18 protein-coding genes and 1 tRNA gene are annotated in these 18,595 nt (G+C 37.5%); 2 read left to right on the forward strand and 17 right to left on the reverse strand.

Features of this window, described 5'->3' with window-relative positions:
* Positions 1 to 9 precede the first annotated feature (9 nt).
* The 10 genes from MHH69_RS14260 to MHH69_RS14305 form a co-directional block, all read right to left on the reverse strand.
* Positions 10 to 1,644, reverse strand: a complete 1,635-nt coding sequence (locus MHH69_RS14260) for an AMP-binding protein (RefSeq protein WP_122970807.1) — start codon at positions 1,642 to 1,644, stop codon at positions 10 to 12.
* Positions 1,645 to 1,677: 33 nt separating this feature from the next.
* Complete coding sequence (locus tag MHH69_RS14265; protein WP_341362597.1) at positions 1,678 to 2,820, reverse strand: acyl-CoA dehydrogenase; 1,143 nt, start codon at positions 2,818 to 2,820, stop codon at positions 1,678 to 1,680.
* A 66-nt stretch (positions 2,821 to 2,886) separates the two neighbouring features.
* Positions 2,887 to 3,528, reverse strand: a complete 642-nt coding sequence (locus MHH69_RS14270) for a TetR/AcrR family transcriptional regulator (RefSeq protein WP_341362598.1) — start codon at positions 3,526 to 3,528, stop codon at positions 2,887 to 2,889.
* Positions 3,529 to 3,836: 308 nt separating this feature from the next.
* Entirely contained in the window at positions 3,837 to 5,129 is a 1,293-nt protein-coding gene (gene eno / locus MHH69_RS14275) for a phosphopyruvate hydratase (RefSeq protein ID WP_122970810.1), read from the reverse strand.
* A gap of 64 nt (positions 5,130 to 5,193) precedes the next feature.
* Positions 5,194 to 6,732 carry a 2,3-bisphosphoglycerate-independent phosphoglycerate mutase gene (gene gpmI, locus MHH69_RS14280; protein ID WP_341362599.1) on the reverse strand — a complete coding sequence of 513 codons (1,539 nt, stop codon included), beginning with the start codon at positions 6,730 to 6,732 and terminating at the stop codon, positions 5,194 to 5,196.
* Complete coding sequence (tpiA, locus tag MHH69_RS14285; RefSeq protein ID WP_122970812.1) at positions 6,725 to 7,486, reverse strand: triose-phosphate isomerase; 762 nt, start codon at positions 7,484 to 7,486, stop codon at positions 6,725 to 6,727. The genes gpmI and tpiA overlap by 8 nt, the downstream gene beginning before the upstream one ends.
* Positions 7,487 to 7,547: 61 nt before the next feature.
* Positions 7,548 to 8,732: a phosphoglycerate kinase gene (locus MHH69_RS14290; RefSeq protein WP_341362600.1), complete on the reverse strand. Its 1,185-nt coding sequence runs from the start codon at positions 8,730 to 8,732 to the stop codon at positions 7,548 to 7,550.
* Between the two features lie 267 nt (positions 8,733 to 8,999).
* Positions 9,000 to 9,998 (reverse strand): type I glyceraldehyde-3-phosphate dehydrogenase, encoded by a 999-nt coding sequence (gene gap / locus MHH69_RS14295; RefSeq protein WP_122970814.1) that lies wholly within the window; start codon positions 9,996 to 9,998, stop codon positions 9,000 to 9,002.
* 95 nt (positions 9,999 to 10,093) lie between these two features.
* Positions 10,094 to 11,176, reverse strand: a complete 1,083-nt coding sequence (locus MHH69_RS14300; protein WP_241559261.1) for a sugar-binding transcriptional regulator — start codon at positions 11,174 to 11,176, stop codon at positions 10,094 to 10,096.
* A 108-nt stretch (positions 11,177 to 11,284) separates the two neighbouring features.
* A complete protein-coding gene (locus MHH69_RS14305) occupies positions 11,285 to 11,518 on the reverse strand; it encodes a glutaredoxin family protein (RefSeq protein WP_122970816.1) in 234 nt (77 codons plus the stop codon).
* A gap of 126 nt (positions 11,519 to 11,644) precedes the next feature.
* On the opposite strand from MHH69_RS14305, the gene MHH69_RS14310 reads away from it, so the two are divergent.
* On the forward strand, positions 11,645 to 12,265 hold the full coding sequence (locus MHH69_RS14310; RefSeq protein WP_174232638.1) for a spore coat protein: 621 nt from the start codon (positions 11,645 to 11,647) through the stop codon (positions 12,263 to 12,265).
* A 47-nt stretch (positions 12,266 to 12,312) separates the two neighbouring features.
* Here the strand turns inward: MHH69_RS14310 and MHH69_RS14315 are convergent, their stop codons facing one another.
* The 4 genes from MHH69_RS14315 to MHH69_RS14330 form a co-directional block, all read right to left on the reverse strand.
* Positions 12,313 to 13,035 (reverse strand): amino acid ABC transporter ATP-binding protein, encoded by a 723-nt coding sequence (locus MHH69_RS14315; protein WP_341362601.1) that lies wholly within the window; start codon positions 13,033 to 13,035, stop codon positions 12,313 to 12,315.
* Positions 13,032 to 13,739: an amino acid ABC transporter permease gene (locus MHH69_RS14320; RefSeq protein ID WP_122970818.1), complete on the reverse strand. Its 708-nt coding sequence runs from the start codon at positions 13,737 to 13,739 to the stop codon at positions 13,032 to 13,034. Before MHH69_RS14320 ends, MHH69_RS14315 begins: the two co-directional genes overlap by 4 nt.
* Before the next feature lie 19 nt (positions 13,740 to 13,758).
* The gene (locus MHH69_RS14325) at positions 13,759 to 14,559 is read right to left on the reverse strand and encodes a basic amino acid ABC transporter substrate-binding protein (RefSeq protein WP_122970819.1); all 801 of its coding nucleotides are present in this window, start codon (positions 14,557 to 14,559) and stop codon (positions 13,759 to 13,761) included.
* Positions 14,560 to 15,074: 515 nt separating this feature from the next.
* Positions 15,075 to 15,149: transfer RNA gene (locus MHH69_RS14330), tRNA-Arg, on the reverse strand.
* Positions 15,150 to 15,534: 385 nt separating this feature from the next.
* Here MHH69_RS14330 and clpP point away from each other — a divergent pair.
* Positions 15,535 to 16,131 carry an ATP-dependent Clp endopeptidase proteolytic subunit ClpP gene (clpP, locus tag MHH69_RS14335; RefSeq protein WP_122970820.1) on the forward strand — a complete coding sequence of 199 codons (597 nt, stop codon included), beginning with the start codon at positions 15,535 to 15,537 and terminating at the stop codon, positions 16,129 to 16,131.
* A gap of 121 nt (positions 16,132 to 16,252) precedes the next feature.
* Here the strand turns inward: clpP and MHH69_RS14340 are convergent, their stop codons facing one another.
* The 3 genes from MHH69_RS14340 to MHH69_RS14350 all read right to left on the reverse strand — a co-directional run bounded on the left by MHH69_RS14340 (position 16,253) and on the right by MHH69_RS14350 (position 18,591).
* Positions 16,253 to 16,510, reverse strand: coding sequence for an HPr family phosphocarrier protein (locus tag MHH69_RS14340; RefSeq protein WP_122970821.1), 258 nt, complete (start codon positions 16,508 to 16,510; stop codon positions 16,253 to 16,255).
* Between the two features lie 100 nt (positions 16,511 to 16,610).
* Positions 16,611 to 17,555: a DNA-binding protein WhiA gene (gene whiA / locus MHH69_RS14345; protein ID WP_122970822.1), complete on the reverse strand. Its 945-nt coding sequence runs from the start codon at positions 17,553 to 17,555 to the stop codon at positions 16,611 to 16,613.
* 73 nt (positions 17,556 to 17,628) lie between these two features.
* Entirely contained in the window at positions 17,629 to 18,591 is a 963-nt protein-coding gene (locus MHH69_RS14350) for a gluconeogenesis factor YvcK family protein (protein ID WP_122970823.1), read from the reverse strand.
* Positions 18,592 to 18,595: the final 4 nt, after the last annotated feature.

Consider the following 18,595-nt stretch of genomic DNA (forward strand, 5'->3'; position numbering starts at 1 on the left):
CACCTCTCATTATTTAACTAGTTCAGTAAACTGCTCTCTTAGCTTATATTTTTGTATTTTTCCGGAAGCTGTCATTGGATAGCTATCGATAAAGAGAATGTATTTCGGAATTTTATGTTTGGAAATTTTATTATGACAATAATCCCGAATCTCTTCTTCCGTCGCTGTTTCGCCTGGACGTAAAATAATGAAGGCAGCTGCTTCTTCACCATATTTTTCATCTGGAACCCCGACCACTTGCACGTCTAAAATTTTCGGCAATGTATAAAGAAACTCTTCAATTTCCCGCGGATAAATATTTTCTCCACCGCGAATAATCATGTCCTTTAGACGGCCGGTAATACGGACGTAACCATTTTCATCCATTGTGGCGATATCTCCTGTATGCAACCAATTATCGGCATCGATTGCTTCCTCCGTTGCATCCGGATTGTTATAGTATCCTTTCATTACATGGTAGCCGCGAGTACAAAGCTCCCCTTGTGTATTCGGAGGCACTTCTTCATTTGTAATTGGATCTACAATTTTCACTTCAACATTTGGCAATGCTCGACCGACCGTTTCCACTTTTAAGTCAAATGGATCATCTGCCCTCGTTTGGGTAATCACAGGTGAAGATTCCGTTTGACCGTAGCAGATTGTGACATCCTTCATGCCCATTTTTTGAATAACCGCTTTCATCACTTCGACTGGGCAATTGGAGCCTGCCATTACCCCTGTACGTAACGATGACAGGTCATAATCCGAAAAATTCGGTAAATTCAATTCACTAATGAACATCGTTGGTACACCATGCAGTGCAGTACATTTTTCCTTTTCCACCGTTTGTAAAACAACTTCTGGATTGTACTCTTGTACAGGTACCATTGTTCCACCACAACTAACAATGGCTAATGTTCCAATAACACAACCGAAACAATGGAAGAAAGGTACTGGAATACATAGACGGTCTTCATTCGTTAATTTCATACATTCGGCAATGTTCACGGCATTATTAATTAAATTCGAGTGGGTTAACATAACCCCCTTTGGAAAACCAGTTGTTCCGGAAGTGTACTGAATATTAATGACATCCTCATAATGGAGGCTTGCTTTTCGCTCTGCTAGCTGCTCATCCGAAATAAGCGATGCGGCATTTAAAATGTCTGACCAATTGTAAACACCATCGTAGGAATGATCCCCTAATACAATGACATTTTTTAATTTCGGTAACCGTTTTGATTCCAGTTCCCCTGGTTTACAATGGGCTAGTTCCGGACATAGTTCATAAATCGTATCAATGAAACGATGATCTTTTAGTTGTTCGATTAAAATGAGGGTTGTCGAATCCGATTGTTTTAGCAAATACTCCAGTTCCGTCGAACGATAATTCGTATTCACTGTCACAAGGGGTGCCCCCATTTTCCCTGTTCCAAACTGAAGGCTTACCCATTCCGGTGTATTTGTTGTCCAAACGGCGATATGTTCCCCTTTTTCAATGCCTAATGCCATTAAGCCTTTTGCCACTTGATCACAAAGGGCGTCCAACTCTTTATACGTTAATCGTAAATCCCGGTCAGCATAAACAAGTGCTTCATCATTCGGATAGAGCCGTGCTTTTTCTTCTAACAACTGACCAATCGTTTGATAAACTAAATCTGCCATTAAACTCCTCCTCATCGTTCCTTATTTCATATGCTAGCAACCTATTAATCTTGAAATGACAAGACGTTGAATTTCGGACGTTCCTTCCCCAATTTCCATTAGTTTAATATCCCGTAAATGACGTTCCACATCGTATTCTTTCATATAGCCATATCCACCATGGATTTGAATCGCTTGATTACAAACTCTAAAGCCCATTTCAGAGGCAAATAATTTCGCCATTGCCGCTTCTTTGCCGAAAGGTTTTTTATTATCTTTTAACCAAGCTGCTTTGTAAACTAAATTCCGTGCGAGTTCAATTTCCATCGCCATATCTGCTAATTTAAATTGGATCGCTTGGAATTTTGAAATGGATGTTCCAAATTGCTGTCTTTCCTTTGCGTATTGCAATGCCTTTTCGTAGGCAGCTTGAGCAATCCCAACGGATAATGCCGCAATGGAAATACGACCACCGTCCAACGTGCTTAAAAACTGACTAAATCCTCGTTTTTCGTCACCTAACACATTTTCCTTCGGTACCCGTACATTTTCGAGTACAATTTCACATGTGTTGGAAGCACGAACCCCCATTTTGTCATAGTTACAATTAATTTTGACACCTGGTGTTTCTGTCGGAACAATAATGGACGTAATAATTTTCTTGCCGTCTTCTCTTTCTCCCGTAACCGCTGTAACAATGACTTGTCGAGCGTATCCAGCATTCGTAATCCAACATTTTTCGCCGTTAATGACGTATTCGTCGCCTTCCAACACCGCTTTTGTTCTAGTTCCTCCTGCGTCCGATCCAGCATTTGGCTCCGTTAAACCAAAGGATCCTAACGTTTTCCCTTGCGCCATCGGTACTAGCCATTCTTGTTTTTGTTCCTCTGTTCCAAAGTAGTAAATTGGTGAAGCACCTAAACTAATGGCAGCAGCATAACTTAATCCTGTCCCACCACATGCTTTTCCGATTTCTTCAACCGCAATCGCATAGGAAATTGTATCTCCACCAGAACCGCCATATTCCTCAGGAAACGGAATACCTAATAAGCCGAGCTCTCCCATTTTTTTAAAGCTTTCTACACGGAAAGAAGATGTTTCGTCTAATTTTCGTGCGTACGGTGCAATTTCCTTTTCTGCAAATTCCCGTACCATGTCTCGTATCATTAATTGTTCTTTTGTTAATTCAAAATTCATCCTTTTCTCCCCCTAATACCGACTAGTCGGTTTCAGCATTATAAAAAAATAGACCGACTAGTTGGTTTATTTATTTGATACCCCTGTTGCCATGTTCAACTCGTTTAACTTACGTGCTTCTTGAAATCCTTGTTCCGTTGCTAACGAATGGAAGATCAAATCTTTAAAGATGTCTGTAATTTGTTCCATCGTTAACGGACCATCGGATTTATACCATTTGTACGTCCAGTTAATCATCCCGATAATGGACAATGCTGCGATGTTCGTTGGAATTTCCCTTCGAAAGTCACCGCCTTCTTGCCCCTCTTTGATAACGCTTTCAATTATTTTGCGATAACGGTCGCGTTTGTCATTAATAACCGTTTTATACACATCTTGTAAATAAGCACTTTCCTCGTAAAAAACCGTTATATACGGTTTATACAGATCAAATACTTTTACGAAAGATTGCAATATACCGCTTAACCGGGTGATTGGAGTGGCATTTAGATTATATGATTCCTGTGCCTTTTCAATGACATAGGAAATAAAGACATCATGAATTTCATAAAGTAATTCATCCTTTGATTTAAAATTGTGGTAAAACCCTCCCTTTGAAGTACCAGCTTGTTCCACAATTTGATCTACAGTAACGCCATGGTACCCCTTCTCTTGAAATAACAATAATGAACTTTCCAATATTCGTTGCTTCAATGGTTTCTTATGCATTTGAAATCTACCCTTCTTATCGTTTTATCACTCCACATTCCCCTCACAATTGCATTATTTTTCTCTAATATGTTTATATTCTCTACATTATGAAAATATGACAAAAAACTAAAAAATATTTTTTAATTTTTATAAAGGTAGAAAGATAATAGAAAACAGTTGGCGAAAAACGTTGAATGACGAAGGTTTAAGCGGATTTTTGAAGGTTTAGGCAATGAAGTGATAGATAAAATAGTAGGAATAAAAACTATAAAATTCTTTGAACGATAAAAAAATGCTGGCGTCTTTAAAAGACACCAGCATGTTCATTATTTTAAGTTGTAGAAAGATTTTAATCCAAGGAATTGAGCTGTTACACCAAGTTGGTCTTCAATACGAAGAAGTTGGTTGTATTTCGCTACACGGTCTGTACGGGACGGAGCACCTGTTTTAATTTGACCTGCATTTGTTGCAACGGCAATATCTGCAATTGTAGCGTCTTCTGATTCACCAGAGCGGTGAGAAATAACTGCTGTATAACCAGCGCGTTTTGCCATTTCAATCGCATCAAATGTTTCTGTTAACGTACCGATTTGGTTTACTTTAATAAGGATAGAATTTCCTACTCCTTGTTCAATACCTTGAGCTAATTTTTTTGTATTTGTAACAAATAAATCGTCCCCAACTAGTTGAACACGGTTGCCGATACGTTCTGTTAATAATTTATGACCTTTCCAGTCATTTTCATCTAAACCATCTTCAATTGAAATGATTGGGTATTTAGAAGTTAACTCTTCATACCATTCCACCATTTCTTCAGATGTCTTCACAACACCTTCACCAGCTAAATGGTATTTCCCATCTTCTTTATTGAAAAGTTCAGAAGATGCTACGTCCATTGCTAAACGTACTTCTTCTCCTGGTTTGTAACCAGCTTTTTCAATTGCTTCTAAAATAACTGTAATTGCTTCTTCATTTGAACCTAAGTTTGGCGCAAATCCACCTTCGTCACCAACAGCTGTATTGTAACCTTTGTCTTTTAATACCGCTTTTAAGCTATGGAAAATTTCAGCACCGATTCGAAGGGCATGACGGAAACTTTCTGCACCTACAGGCATCACCATGAATTCTTGAATGTCCACATTGTTATCGGCATGGGCACCACCATTTAAAATGTTCATCATAGGTACTGGCAGTTGTTTTGCATTGACGCCGCCAAGGTATTGATATAAAGGAACATCTAAGTAGTCTGCAGCAGCGTGGGCAACCGCTAAAGATACACCAAGGATTGCGTTCGCACCTAATTTCCCTTTATTTTCAGTACCGTCAAGTTCGATTAAAGCTTTGTCGATCACAACTTGATCAAGAACAGAGTAATTACCTTCTAACTCTTCCGCGATAATTGTATTAACGTTTTCTACTGCTTTTAATACACCTTTACCAAGATAACGAGATTTGTCACCGTCGCGTAATTCAACTGCTTCATATTCTCCTGTGGAAGCACCAGATGGCACGATCGCACGACCAAAGGCACCTGATTCAGTAAATACTTCTACCTCAATTGTTGGGTTACCACGGGAATCTAAAACTTCTCGAGCATAAACTTGTGTAATAAATGGCATAATCAATTCTCCTCACTTAATCAATTTGATCTCGGCAAGAAACTTTGCCGGATAGTGTGACTGCTTACTGAATAAAGTCAAATAGTGGTTTACCTGTCATTTCTTGTGGTTGTTTGATACCTAACAATTTTAACATAGTTGGAGCTAGGTCGGCTAAAATGCCTCCATCTCTAATCACTATATTTTGTTTTGTGACAATAACCGGTACAGGATTTGTTGTATGGGCTGTCATCGGTTCTCCTTCAATCGTCACGACTTCATCGGAATTACCGTGGTCAGCCGTAATAATTGCCGCTCCACCTTTAGCTAGTATTGCGTCAACTACTTTTCCTAAACATTCATCCACTGCTTCAATTGCTTTAATCGTCGGTTCAAGCATACCGCTATGGCCGACCATATCTGGATTTGCATAGTTTAAAATAATCGCATCAAACTTATCTTCACGAATGGACTCTAATAAGGCATCTGTTACTTCATATGCACTCATTTCTGGTTTTAAATCATATGTAGCAACCTTAGGGGAGGCGATTAAAATTCTTTCCTCTCCTGGGAATTTTTCTTCCCTTCCCCCACTCATAAAAAATGTGACATGGGGATATTTTTCAGTTTCTGCAATACGAAGCTGCGTTAAACCTTCCCTTGCAATGACTTCACCGACAGTATTGACTAGATCTACATTTTCAAACGCTACATCTGCCTTTACATCGTGACTATAGTGGGTAAACGTAACGAATTTTAAATTTGTCGGATGTTTCTCAGATAATTTAAAGCCGATAAATTGATCGTTCGTAAACACTGTTGATAACTGAATTGCCCGGTCCGGTCTAAAATTGAAAAATACGACCGCATCGTTTGTATCAACTGTCGCAACCGGTTTCCCTTCTTCCGTAATGACAAAAGGAATAACAAACTCGTCTACGACATCACGGGAATAGGATGATTCCACACCGATTTTAGCCGATACGGCCGTTTGACCGATGCCATCTACTAATGCGTTATACGTTAATTGAACCCGTTCCCAACGTTTGTCTCTATCCATTGCATAATAGCGGCCATGAATAGAAGCAAATTTTCCGACACCAATTTCATTCATTTGCTTTTCTGTTTCTTCGATATAGTCAATGGCTGTAGTTGGTCCCACATCCCGGCCATCTAAGAAACCGTGAACGTACACTTCTTCTAAACCATTGGCCTTTGCTAATTTTAATAAAGCAAATAAATGCTCATAGTGACTATGAACACCACCATCAGAAAGAAGTCCCATTAAATGTAGTTTCGAATTATTCGCTTTTGCATGTTCGACCGCAGCTAAAAATTTTTCGTTTTTATAAAAGTCACCTTCACGGATTGATTTATGGATTCTCGTTAAACTTTGATATACGATTCGGCCCGCACCGATGTTTAAGTGACCTACTTCAGAATTTCCCATTTGACCATCCGGTAAACCGACAGCTTCCCCACTAGCTGTTAATGTTGAGTGGGGAAATTGGGACCAGTATCGATCAAAATTCGGTTTTTTACTTTGAGCGACCGCATTTCCGAAGGTCTCATCGCGAAATGCGAAACCGTCTAAAATAATTAATGCAACTGGTTGTTTAGGCATTGACTGCCGCCTCCAATAATTTTAAATAAGAATCTACTTTTAAGCTTGCTCCACCAACAAGGGCTCCATCGATATGTTCCTTCGATAATAATTCATCAATGTTTTCTGGTTTTACACTACCACCATATTGAATGCGAATACTTTCCGCAGCTTCTTGGCCGTATAACCCTTCAACGACTTCACGAATTTTACCGCAAACATGATTCGCATCATCTGCTGTTGCAGTTTTCCCTGTGCCAATTGCCCAAATTGGTTCATAGGCAATGACCATATGTTTTACTTCTTCAGGAGTAAAGCCTTCAAGGGCAGCGGTAACTTGTGTCGAAACTTTCTCTTCTGTTTGACCAGACTCTCGCTCTTCCAATGTTTCTCCGCAACAAATAATCGGTACAATCCCGTTGATTAATGCTGCTCGAACTTTTTTATTTACCGCTTCATCCGTTTCGTTGAAATACTCACGACGTTCGGAATGCCCTAAGATGACGTAGTCTACATTAATGGATGCTAGTTGGGAAGGACTAATTTCCCCTGTAAAAGCACCTTCATTTTCAAAATGCATGTTTTGGGCACCGATTGCTAAATCCGTTTCCGTTGCTACATCAACTAACGTTGGTAAATAAAGAGCTGGAGCACAAATTACTGCATCTACTTTGTCTTCAGAAGGAACTTGTTCACGTACTGCCTCTGCGAATTCCACTGCCTCATCAAAACTTTTATACATTTTCCAGTTCCCTGCGATGATCGGTTTGCGCATGAAAATGCCTCCTTAAATTTCCGCTCTGGCGACTACTTTTAATGTACCGCCATAAGCATTTTTATTTATCGTTTAATGCTACGATTCCTGGAAGTTGTTTCCCTTCCATTAACTCAAGTGAAGCGCCGCCACCAGTTGAAATATGATCCATTTGATCGGCTACTTCGAATTTTTCTACCGCAGCTGCAGAATCGCCACCACCAATAATTGTGTAGCCTTCTGTTTCAGCCATTGCTTGTGCTACTGTTTTTGTACCATTTGCAAATTTGTCCATTTCAAACACACCCATAGGACCATTCCAAATGATTAGCTTAGATTGTTTAATAATTTCTGCATAACGTTCTGCTGTTTTCGGACCAATATCCAGACCCATCCAGTCTTCTGGAATGTCTTCGATCGAAACAACTTTCGTTTGGGCATCTTTTGAAAATTCATTCGCTACAACAGTATCAATTGGCATATGAAGTTGTACACCTTTTTCTTTTGCCTTTGCGATGAATCCTTGGGCTAACTCAATTTTATCTTCTTCCAATAAGGATTTACCGATGGAATATCCTTGAGCTTTTGTAAATGTGAAAGAAAGTCCTCCACCGATAATTAAATGGTCTACTTTATCTAATAGATTTTCAATAACCCCGATTTTGTCCTTAACCTTTGCGCCACCGATAATGGCAGTAAACGGTCTTTCAGGATTCGATAAAGCCTTCCCTAATACATCTAATTCTTTTTCCATTAATAAGCCAGATACTGCAGGAATGTATTTCGCAATTCCTTCTGTTGATGCATGGGCACGGTGGGCAGCGCCAAAGGCATCATTGACATAAATGTCAGCTAATTTAGCGAAGGATTTAGATAATTCTTCATCATTCTTCTCTTCACCTTTATGGAAACGAACGTTTTCTAATAGGACGATATCGCCTTCTTTCATGTTTCCAACCGTTGTTTCTACTTCTTCCCCAATGGACTCGTCTAATTTAATAACCGGTTGTCCAATTAGTTTCGATAAATGGTGTCCAACTGCTGTTAGGCGTAACTCTTCTTTCACTTCACCCTTTGGTCTGCCTAAATGGGAAGCTAAAATAACTTTTGCTCCTGAATTTACTAATTGTTGGATCGTTGGGATTGCCGCGCGTATACGTGTATCATCTGTAATTTCGCCATTCTCCATCGGAACGTTGAAATCCACACGTACAAATACTCGTTTTCCCTTTACTTCTACATCATTCATTGTCTTCTTTAAAAACATGGAAGAAGCCTCCTTCAAATCAATCGAGAATCGATTTCCTATGGTATTTAAAACTGCTTTTTATAAGTAAGATAAACAATATATCCTTTACCTTACGACGTGAAATGTACGTCTAACCTTCGAAAAAAAAGCGATGGGTAGTTTACTCCATCGCTTTTTACCCCCCATTATTATAAATGGTAATAATTATAAAGGCTATACTTTTTATATACTACAAGGCAAATATGCCACATATTTTTAAAAAGTATGACACATTAAACCTATTCTTTATTGTTGTGTAATGTATTTAGATAAATCTAATAGTCGATTAGAATATCCAATTTCATTGTCGTACCATGCAAGTACTTTAATCATATTATTATCTAATACCATAGTAGATAATCCATCCACAGTTGAAGAATGACGGTTACCGTTGTAGTCGATTGAAACTAAAGGTAATTCGTTATAGTCAAGAATACCTTTTAGCTCACCGCTTGCTGCTTCTTTTAACGCATTATTAACATCTTCTGGTGTTACAGTTGTATTTAACTCAGCCACTAGGTCCACACAAGATACGTTAGGTGTTGGTACACGCATAGAGAAACCATCTAATTTCCCTTTTAATTGCGGTAAAACTTTCGCAACCGCTACGGCAGCACCAGTAGTTGTTGGAATCATTGATACAGCACCTGCACGGGCACGTCTTGGGTCACTATGTGGGAAGTCTAAAATACGTTGGTCATTTGTATAAGAGTGAATTGTTGTCATTAAACCGCGTTTAATGCCGAATTTTTCATCCAATACTTTCGCAACAGGTGATAAACAGTTTGTTGTACAAGATGCATTGGAAATGACATTTTGACTTGGATCATATTCCGTATGGTTAACGCCCATTACATAAGTTGGCATGTCGCCTTTTGCAGGAGCAGATAAAATCGCTTTTTTCGCACCAGCTTGCACGTGTAATGAAACTTCTTCCATTGAACGGAATCTACCAGTAGATTCAATTACTACATCGATATCTAGCTCACCCCATGGTAAATTCGCAGGGTCTTTTTCAGAAAGAACTTTTACTCTTTTACCATCGACGATGAACGCATTATCTTCTGATTGTACTTCTCCGTTATATATACCGTGAACTGAGTCAAATTTTAAAAGATGAGCCAGTTGATGAGCATCTGATAAGTCATTTACAGCAACAACTTCAAATTCATTCGATTGAATTGCCTCACGAAAAACTAATCTACCAATACGTCCAAACCCGTTAATTGCAATTCTGATTGCCATATCAAATTCCTCCAAATAAAAAATTTATTTATAAAATTTCTTAAGGCCTTTAAAAGTTTAGCCTAAATAAAACTTATTTATCCGTGATTTACTTGCTATAAGGAAAGTTCATTCGTTGAACTTTGTAACATTTCATTTGCAGCACCTTCGTCCGTAATTAACGTCGTTTGCTTTGCTGCATTTTTAAAGTAGGCTTGAATCGCTTTCGCTTTCATCGAGCCTCCTGCCACAGCGATAATTTGCGGACTATTTTTCACTTCGTTTAGCTGAATGCCAATCGTATTTATTCGGTATATTACTTCACCAAACTCATCAAAATAATAACCAAAGGCTTCGCCAATCGCATTTTTTTCCTTTAACAAATTGAGTATTTCTTCGCTGGAATGACGTCGGTTCGCCATATCTTTTGCCGTACCGATTCCATGGATGACAATATCAATATGTTCATACAAATCAAGCACTTCTTTCACAACGGGCTCTTCGCTCATCGTTGCGTAGGCTGCTTCACTTAAATTTTCTGGCAAATACAATGTGCGGAAGTCCGCACCACATTTCGAAGCAAATTGGGAAACTAGGGTATTAGCTTGTAAATTCATTTGATTCCCAAAACTACCTCGTGCAGCGACAAAGGTTAACGTGCTGAGCGTTTTTGTCGGTGACAAAAACTTCGGTAGTGATGCAATTGTGCTACCGCCCGTTATGGCAACCTTCTGCTCCTTTTTAGCAATGTTTGTTAAATAGAGAGCTGCTTCTTTTCCTAAATGTTGCTTAATACTTTCATCCGCATCAACATCTCCAGGGACGATGATAACTTTTTCTATCCCTAACAATTGGGCAAGTTTTTTCTCTTTTAAGCTTAAACCGGAAAGTTCTTGGAAAACTTCTTTTAAATTTTCTAAAGCTTCATATCCCTTTTCGGTACATATCATTCCCTTTTGGGACGTTTCAATTAAATTTTGATTCATCAGCAATGTCGTTTCATTCCGAACAGTTCGTTCTGAAACATCTAATGTATCTAATATCGTTCTCCTTCCAACAGGTCCCGATACTGCAATGATTTGAAGTATTCGATACCTTAAAGGAAAGATTGTGGAAAGCTCAGGAATAAGTTGCTGAACTAACTTATAAGGATCATGTTTTATGAAAACACACCTCCAGTTGGGTAGATTTTGTCCCACTAAATATTTTTCGTCCCACATAGGGTAAAAAAATATTCTACGTAAAGTATACAATTTTCTATAAAAATCTACAAATGATTTCAACCATTTTTTTCAAAGCACTTCATTTTAACGATGAAGTGCCTCATAAAGGGTAACATAGTCTAAATTTCCATATTGTATAATTTGATCATCTTTTTCAACGACTGGAATCATCAACATATATTTTTCATGCAATTGTTCATTTTCTTCTATATTAATAACCTCAATATCAAAATCCATATCTTCTTGGACAAGCTTTAATGTAAGCAAACCTTCTTCACATAATAAACAATTTGGTCGACTATAAAAATTGATTTTCATCTTTCTTTTCCTCCACATTCGTTCAACTGTTTATAGCATTACAAAAATGAGCTGAATAATCAAATTGTAACTTACACAAACTAATGTCGTACAATTTGTACACTAAATTCTGGGAGGAAAAAATTTATGGAAAATCAATTCATGAATGAATCTCAAGCAATGCAAGGAAATATGCCACTTTCGATGAACCATGGTGCCCATGAAGTGTTAGACGTTCATGAAGTTCTAAGTGCTTCCATTGGTGCAATGAACACATTTATCTTCTTCCGTCCTCACGTACAAGACCAAGAACTTCTAAATATTTTGGATAGACAATATGCCTTCATGTTAGACGAGTACAATATTACGGCTGAATGTTTCAAAACAGGACAAGATCCAAGTCACCCTACTCGTTCTTACAAAATGCAAATGGGTAACGATACAAAATACGGTTTAACACCTGGCCAACCGAAAAAACCGATGACTTCTGCAAACGAAATCAATGACGGTATTATTTCAGGCTTCTTATTAAACTGTCATAAAATGGGGGCAACTGGTAAAACAACGGCAGCCCTTGAATCAACAAACCCAGTAGTACGTCGTGTATTACAAGACTCTATCCAAAACTGTATCGAAATGGCATACGAATTATCTCTTTACCAAAACAAAAATGGTTACTACCAAGTACCACAACTTTCATCACAAGATATGCAAACGATGTTAAATATGTACGGGCAAGCAGATAAAGCAAAAGATATGCCAAACTAAAATAAACAAATCCATTTGATGGCATCATCAAATGGATTTGTTTTCATTTATAATACTTTTCCTAAAAAGGCTTTCGTTCGTTCATTTTGAGGACGACTAAATAATTCTTCAGGATTTCCTTGTTCCACAATATACCCACCATCCATAAACACGACCCGATCCGCCACTTCTCGGGCAAAGCCCATTTCATGGGTGACAACAACCATCGTCATTCCTTCAACGGCTAATTGTTTCATCACATCTAATACTTCCTTTACCATTTCAGGGTCAAGGGCAGATGTTGGTTCATCAAACAACATCACTTTCGGTTTCATCGCGAGGGCCCGCGCAATGGCTACCCGCTGTTGTTGCCCACCGGAAAGCTGTTCAGGATAATTGTACGCCTTTTCCTTTAAACCTACTTTATCTAATAGTTCCAAGGCAAGGTTTTCCCCATCCTTTTTGTCCATTTTACGTATGAGCATTGGCGCCATCGTAATATTTTCAATCACTGTCATATGGGGAAATAAATTAAACTGTTGAAATACCATTCCGACTTCCGTTCGTATTTCGTTTATGTTCGTTTTCGGATCATTGACCATAACCCCATTAATATAAATCGCGCCATCGGTAATTTCCTCTAATAAATTGATACATCTTAAAAACGTACTTTTACCAGAACCCGATGGACCGATTACACAAACTACTTCCTTTTCATAGACTTCATAGTTAATTCCCTTTAATACTTCTAATTTTCCGTAAGCTTTGTGTAAATTTTCTACTTTTATCATGATGCAATCCGCTCCTCTCGTTTTTTCCGCGGATTGTAATGGATACTAAACCGTCTCTCAACATATGCAATTAGTTTCGCTACAGCATACGTTAAAATTAAATACATAATTGCTGCCACTAAGTAAGGTTCCCAGAAACGTTGGTAAGCGCCTGCTACCACTTTCGCTGCATATAAAATATCATTCGCAGCAATAACCGTTACAAGGGAAGAATCCTTTAATAATGCAATAAATTCATTACCTAATGGTGGAATCATTCGACGAAAGGCTTGAGGTAATATAATTTTCCGCATCGCTTGGCGTTCCGTTAATCCAAGGGAGCGGGCAGCTTCCATTTGACCTTTATCAATCGATTCAATCCCGGCACGGATAATTTCTGCATTATAAGCGGCACTATTTAAAATGAGGGCTGTTATACCGGAAACCAAAAAACCAAAGGATTGACCGAAAACCGCGGGTATAAATGCTAAATGAATGATTAATATTTGAACTAACATTGGCGTTCCACGGAAAAGATCTACATAAATTTTACAAGGCCAATAAACCCATCTTTTTTTAGACGTTTTACCTAACCCTAGTAATAACCCTAGTACGATACCTCCTAAATAACCGCATATCGTTAAAATAATCGTCACCCATAAACCATTTATAAAAAACTCACGGTAGTCCCAGACAATATCCCACCGCATATCTAAGAAGTTCATCTGAAACACCTCCAACTAATTAATCCAGCTCTTGACCTGTAATTTCAGCCAATTTACCATTCTCTTTAATTTTTTGAAGGCCTTCATTTAATTGTTCAAGCACTTCTGTATTTCCCTTTTTCACCATTAACCCGTAATATTCTTTTTCAAAACTATCATCCTCGATCGCTTTTAATTTCGAATCTGGGTTGTTTTTAATATATTCAAGAATGACGGCGTTATCTCCAATAGCCGCATCTACAGTACCATTAATCACTTCTTGAATCGCAATTGGCGTTGTTTCGTAAGGTAAAATATTCGTGCTTGTTTTCCCTTGTAGATCTTGGGCTGCGTAATGACCAGTCGTATTAATTTGTACACCGATTTTTTTATCTTTTAAATCATCAAGTTTAGTAATATCCGAATCTTCTTTTGTGACGATTAATTGGGTAGCCTCATAATACGGTTCTGTGAAATCATAAGTTTCTTTCCGCTCATCCGTTATTGTAATCGCAGAAATACCTAAATCAATTTCTCCATTTGTTATTTGTTGGAATAACGGCTCCCATCCAACGTTATTAATTTCAAACTCTACTCCAATTTCTTCCCCTATTGCTTTCACAATATCAATATCAATACCGACAATATTCCCACTATTGTCAAAGGATTCGAAAGGAGCATAGGCAGCATCTGTACCTACTACTAGTTTCGTTGTTTCCCCTTCAGTACTTGTTGAGTCGGATGATCCGGAAGCTCCATTCTCTTCTGCACCACATGCAGCTAAAATAAGTGAAGCGGCAGCAAAAGGCATCAATAGCTTAAATAAATTTTTCTTTAACATCGTATTCCTCCTTCAAAATAAGTGATTCATATTATTCTATAATCAGAAAATTGAAAATAAAATAAGTTTAGATATCCCCAATTATATAAAGTTCAAAATTTTAATACAACATTTAATTTTCTAAATACTTAAAATAAATTGTAGATTATCGGTTATTTTTTACTAGAAACTATTATAGAAAAGTCGAATATTTATGACTTAAGAGGGGTTTTGTTTAGATTTCTTATTAATGTTCAAATACAAAAAAAGACCCGAGAGTTCTAATTGAACTTTCGGATCTTGTTTCTTTATTCAAACCTCAAACTAAAATTATTCCATTATCGACGCTCATAAATTTATATATGAAAAAATTGGTAATGATAGTTTAAAGAGAATGAATTAGGGATAAAATGAATTGGTACAGTAATTACATTTTATCCCTTATGTTTCATTCCCTCTGAATTTTAATAGGCTGCTAAAACTAGTAAAATTCAGGAAGGTATTACGTATTATATTATATAGTTAAAACAGTAAAATGGCGCCCTCGGAGGGAATCGAACCCCCAGCGGAAGAACCGGAATCTTCTGTGTTATCCATTACACCACGAGGACGTTTAATATGTCACTTGTATCGACTAAAACGATTTTCAGTATAAAATTGAACTTCTAGTAAAAAGCATAGTGTCGATTTATGACCTTTCTATTATACAAATGTATATAAGACAATTCAACTATAAAATTGAAGTTAGGGATAATTTTTTTAAAGAAATACTGAATGATTTCATACACAAAATTGGTTTGAATGCCTTTTCCATTCCCATCTTATAGCTCTACTATCCCCATAGAATAATAGTAATTTTCATTTTAAATTTATTTTATTCACAATTAGTGGTTTATATTTGACCTTCCTTGACTATTCTGTGTATGATATGAGTACAGCTGAAGTGAAAGCTTCAGCACGTAGTAAACGACTAAATCTTTTTAAGGAGGATTTACAATGAATTTAATTCCTACAGTTATCGAACAAACAAATCGCGGTGAACGTGCCTATGACATTTATTCAAGACTTTTAAAAGACCGCATCATTTTACTTGGTAGCGCTATTGATGATAATGTAGCAAACTCCATTGTTGCCCAATTATTATTTTTAGCAGCAGAAGATCCAGATAAAGATATTTCCCTATATATTAACTCACCTGGTGGCTCCATTACAGCTGGTATGGCTATTTACGATACAATGCAATATATTAAGCCTCAAGTTTCTACAATTTGTATCGGCATGGCAGCTTCAATGGGTGCATTCTTACTTACTGCTGGTGAACCAGGTAAACGTTTCGCATTACCAAATGCTGAAGTGATGATTCACCAACCACTTGGTGGAGCTCAAGGGCAAGCAACTGAAATCGAAATTGCTGCAAAACGTATTCTTTTCTTACGTGATAAATTAAACAAAATTTTATCTGAACGTTCTGGTCAACCGTTAGAAAAAATCGCTCAAGATACAGATCGCGATAACTTCATGACAGCAGAACAAGCGAAAGAATATGGTTTAATTGACAATATCATTACTCGTATCGAAGATTCTAAAAAATAATAATCGAAACAAAATGGTGATAAGGAATTTCCTTATCACCATTTTTTTATAAAAAAGGGACGTCTCATTTAAGTATGAGACACCCCCTTAAAGTTGCGAGCGTTTACAAGTTTTCTCATTGTTATTCTTCTCTTTGAATTAAGGATGATAATCCGTCGATAGCCTCTTGTTCATCTTTACCGTCTGCGATAAGTGTAACAGTTGTTCCTCTTGCAATTGCTAAGCTCATAATCCCCATAATGGATTTAGCATTCACTTTTTTCTCGTCTTTTTGTAAATACACTTCTGATTTAAAACGATTTGCTTCTTGTACAAATAAAGCAGCTTGTCTTGCCTGTAAACCAGATTTCAATTTCACTTCTACATTGGTTTCAACCATTTATCGATACTCCCTTTCACACCGTACATAATATAATTTTATCTTATCTAAATTGTATAAAAAGAACAATGTTAGATTACTACAATTTTTTGAACAATCACTATTTTATCGTTTCGCCGCGTCTTAAAGCATCCGCTATTTCGTCAATTTTACGTAAACGATGATTTACCCCCGATTTACTTACAGTTCCAGTGGAAACCATCTCGCCAAGTTCTTTTAAAGTCACATCTTGATACTCAACACGAAGCCGTGCAATTTCTCGTAACTTTTCAGGAAGTTGATCAAGTCCGACCGTATTTTCAATAAATCGGATGTTTTCCACTTGACGAATAGCCGCACCGATTGTTTTGTTTAAGTTCGCCGTTTCACAATTGACGATACGGTTTACACTGTTTCGCATATCCCGTAATATCCGTACATCTTCAAACTTTAGCATCGCCTGTGTGGCGCCAACAATTCCTAAAAAATCAGAAATTTTTTCAGCTTCTTTTAAATAGGTGACAAATCCCTTTTTCCGTTCGATTGTTTTTGCATTTAAATTAAATTGATTCATTAAATCGGCTAATGCTTCCCCATGCTCTTTATATAAAGAATAAATCTCTAGATGATAAGCAGAAGTTTCGGGGTTATTTACAGAGCCACCTGCTAAAAACGCTCCACGCAAATAGGCTCGTTTTTGATTTTTATTTGATAACAACGAACTAGAAATGGAATGATTTAATTGAAAATCCCCAGATAAAATATCTAAATCTGTTAATAGTTCACGAGCACCATCCCGAACCCGGCAAATGTAAACATTATTTTTCTTTAAGCGCATTTTTTTTCGCACTAAAAGTTCCACATTGTATGGATATAATTTTTTAACAATCGTGTACAGTCTTCTTGCAATTGCTGCATTTTCTGTTTGCACGTCTAAACTCAGCTGTCTATTTGTAAAGGATAATGATCCGTTCATTCGTATAAGTGCAGAGACTTCCGCTTTTAAGCAATGCTCATCCGTCTCTACTTGCGTTAACTCTTTTTTTGTTTCGGAAGCAAATGACATCTTTCTCCCCCCTTTTACCTATGTATGAAAACAATCATATCATATATTCCATTCTAGAGTTCGTTTTGCTTACTTACATTCTCTTCAATGTGTAATCATACAACCATTTCGCAATTTTATTGGATTCATGGCGGACAACCCCAGATTGGATTGTTGCGATTTCCTTTTTAATAACTTCCAATCCCATGCTCTTTAATTTTTCTATATCAATCAGAACTGGTTCTGCATTTTCTTCTCGATAATTTTCTTTTATCGGTAAGGGGAGTTCAATATCATTTACTAAAATGGCATCTAAACAAGGCTTTCCTACATGATCATAAATCGCTTGAACATGATCTGTGGCACGATAACGAATCGTTTCACCCTTTTGTGTCATTAAGTTGCAAATATAAATCCGTTTTCCCTTTGCCTTTACTAAAGTATCTCCAATTTCTTTGACTAATAAATTGGGAATAATACTTGTATATAAACTTCCAGGTCCTACAAGAATAAAATCGGCCTTCTCAATCGCCCGAATCGCTTCCGGGAGCGCTTTTACATCTTCAGGCACTAAATAGACCCGTTTAATTGGAAGATGGGAAGATGGAATTTTAGACTCCCCTTCAATAATAGATCCGTCAACAAGTTCTGCGTTCAATGTAATTTTTTTATTTGCTGCTGGTATTACTTTCCCGTGCACCTTTAAGACCTTACTCATTTCAGCAATCGCATGACTAAAGTCTCCTGTTATATCCGTTAGTGCTGTTAGCATTAAATTTCCTAATGAATGACCACCTAATTCAACGGATTGCGAAAAACGATACTGGAACATTTGCTCAACTAACGGTTCCGTATCAGAAAGGGCAGCAATCACGTTGCGAATATCACCAGGTGGCGGAATATCGTAGTCATCACGGAGTCGACCTGAAGAGCCTCCATCATCGGCAACCGTTACGATTGCAGTAATGTCAAAGGGATATTTTTTCAATCCGCGCAACATTGTTGAAAGGCCCGTTCCACCTCCGATGACTACAATATTCGTTCTCTTTTTTTTCATTACT

Origin of the sequence: Ureibacillus sp. FSL E2-3493 (assembly GCF_038077515.1) — a bacterium.
Lineage (GTDB): Bacteria > Bacillota > Bacilli > Bacillales_A > Planococcaceae > Ureibacillus > Ureibacillus halotolerans.